Source organism: Novosphingobium sp. SG720 (genome assembly GCF_012275365.1).
Lineage (GTDB): Bacteria > Pseudomonadota > Alphaproteobacteria > Sphingomonadales > Sphingomonadaceae > Novosphingobium > Novosphingobium rhizosphaerae.
Genome location: NZ_JAAZQN010000021.1, coordinates 1 through 2,278, shown reverse-complemented (window position 1 = coordinate 2,278; position 2,278 = coordinate 1). Strand labels below are relative to the sequence as shown.

Here is a 2,278-nt window from a genome sequence, read left to right as displayed (position 1 = left end):
CGACCGGCCGGCGCCGGACCTGGACGCTGGAAGAGAAGCTGGCGCTGGTTGCGGAGATGGAGCGCAGTGGCAACATTGCCGCGTTTTCGCGGGAGCGCGATGTCAGCACGTCGCTCCTCTACACATGGCGGCGCGAATTGCGTTATGCGGTTGAGGCCCGCCAGTTGCCGCCGCACCCGGATCCCATGTTCGTACCGGTTCTGGAAAAGGCGCCGGCACCAGCGTGTACGTCAGCCGATGGGATGGTAGAGATCGAGATTGCCGGCGCCCTCGTCCGGATCGGGCAGGCCGTGCGAACTGATCTGGCCGTGGCTGTCATACATGCGCTGCGGGGTGCCAAGGCTGAAGACCGCCCATGATCGGGATTGGGCCTGGCGCGCGCGTGATGGTGGCAACGCGTCCGGTAGACTTCCGCAAGGGACCCGACGCTTTGGCCGCGCTGGTGGGCGCTAAATATGGCGGCGATCCTTTTTCTGGTGTGATCTACGTGTTCCGGGCCAAGCGGTCAGACCGTGTCAAACTGGTCTGGTGGGACGGCACCGGGCTGTGCCTGATGGCCAAGAAGCTGGAGTCCGGCGGCTTCAAGTGGCCGGCGATCCAGGACGGCGTGATGCGGCTGACTTCCGCACAATTGGGGGCTTTGCTCGAAGGTCTGGATTGGCGCCGGGTGCACGGTGGACGCAAGCCCATCGCCCCGCAGATTGCCGGTTGACGCAGGGTTCTTCCGCTGATTCACTGCCTGCATGTTGGTGGAAGCAGATCTGCCCGAAGACATCGAAGCACTCCGCGCGTTCGCGCTCGAGCAGTCCCGCAAGCTGACCGACGTGATGGTCGCCAAGGTCGAGGCCGATGCGGAGATCGAGCGGCTCCAGTCGATCATCGACGCGTTCATGCGCCACCGGTTCGGGCGCAAGTCTGAGCAGCTCGATCCCGACCAACTCGAGTTCGGCCTCGAAGATGTCGAGACCGCACTCGGCCAGGCGCGCGCCGCGCGCGAGGCGGCTATCGTCAAGGCTGGAGGCGCGCGGCCGCGCAAGGCCAACCGCGGTGCGTTACCCGCACATCTCGAGCGGATCGAACAGGTTGTCGATGTTGAAGCGAAGGCCTGTCCTTGCTGTGGTGGTGCGCTCCACCAGATCGGCGAGGACGTGGCCGAGCGTCTCGATGTCGTGCCGGCCAGCTTCCGCGTACTGGTCACACGGCGCCCGCGCTATGGTTGCCGCTCCTGCGAGGGCGCAGTCGTGCAAGCACCGGCGCCAGCGCGGATCGTTGAGGGTGGCATTCCCACCGAAGCGCTGATCGCGCATGTGCTGGTCACCAAGTATGCCGATCATGTCCCGCTTTACCGGCAGGCCCAGATCTACGCGCGGCAAGGCGTCCAGCTCGACCGCTCGACCTTGGCTGATTGGGTTGGCCGGGCGGCGTGGTATCTGCGACCCTTGCGAGATCGCATTCTCGAAGAGCTGCGACGATCCCAGCGTCTGTTTGCCGACGAGACCACCGCCCCCGTACTTGATCCCGGACGCGGACGAACGAAGACAGGGCAGCTCTGGGCCTATGCCTGCGACGACCGGCCATGGGGCGGCGATGATCCACCACTGGTGGCTTACGTCTACGCGCCTGACCGCAAGAGCGAGCGCGCCCAGTCGCACCTGGGGAGCTATTCCGGCATCCTGCAGGTCGATGGCTACAGCGGTTATCCCGCGCTGGCCAAGCGTGGCCAGCAGCTCAGCCTGGCGTTCTGCTGGTCGCACGTTCGGCGCAAATTCTACGAACTGGCCGAGAACTCCACGGTCGCGGCAGAGGTGCTGCGCCGCATCGCCATGCTCTATGCCATCGAAGACCAGGTTCGCGGCACGTCGGCAGAACAGCGCCGCGCCATGCGCGCCGAACAGGCCCGCGCCATCGTCGATGACCTGCACCTCTATCTCGAGGCGAGGCTCCGCCAGATTAGCGCCAAGAGCAAGCTCGCCGACGCTATCCGCTACGCCTTGACCCGTTGGACTGGGCTGTCGCTATTCCTCGACGATGGCCGCGTCGAGCTGGATTCCAACACCGTAGAGCGATCAATCCGGCCCTTAGCCCTCAATCGCAAAAACGCGCTCTTCGCTGGCTCGGATGACGGCGGCGACAACTGGGCGGTGATCGCCACGCTCATAGAGAATTGCAAGATCTCGGGCGTGAACCCCCACACTTGGTTGGCAGAGACCCTCGCCAAACTCGCCAACGGACATCCAGCCAACGCCGTCGGAGAGCTCATGCCCTGGACCGCCGTGGC

General features: G+C 65.0%; 3 protein-coding genes. All 3 read left to right on the top strand.

Annotation, left to right across the window (positions count from 1 at the left end; genetic code table 11):
* Positions 1-359, top strand: a 359-nt coding sequence (locus FHW94_RS22945) for a transposase (protein WP_168558151.1), incomplete at its 5' end; no start/stop codon positions are given.
* The gene (tnpB, locus tag FHW94_RS22940; protein WP_168558150.1) at positions 356-712 is read left to right on the top strand and encodes an IS66 family insertion sequence element accessory protein TnpB; all 357 of its coding nucleotides are present in this window, start codon (positions 356-358) and stop codon (positions 710-712) included. The genes FHW94_RS22945 and tnpB, both read left to right, overlap by 4 nt.
* A 115-nt stretch (positions 713-827) precedes the next feature.
* On the top strand, positions 828-2,278 hold a 1,451-nt coding region (locus FHW94_RS22935), incomplete at its 3' end, for an IS66 family transposase (RefSeq protein ID WP_246866376.1).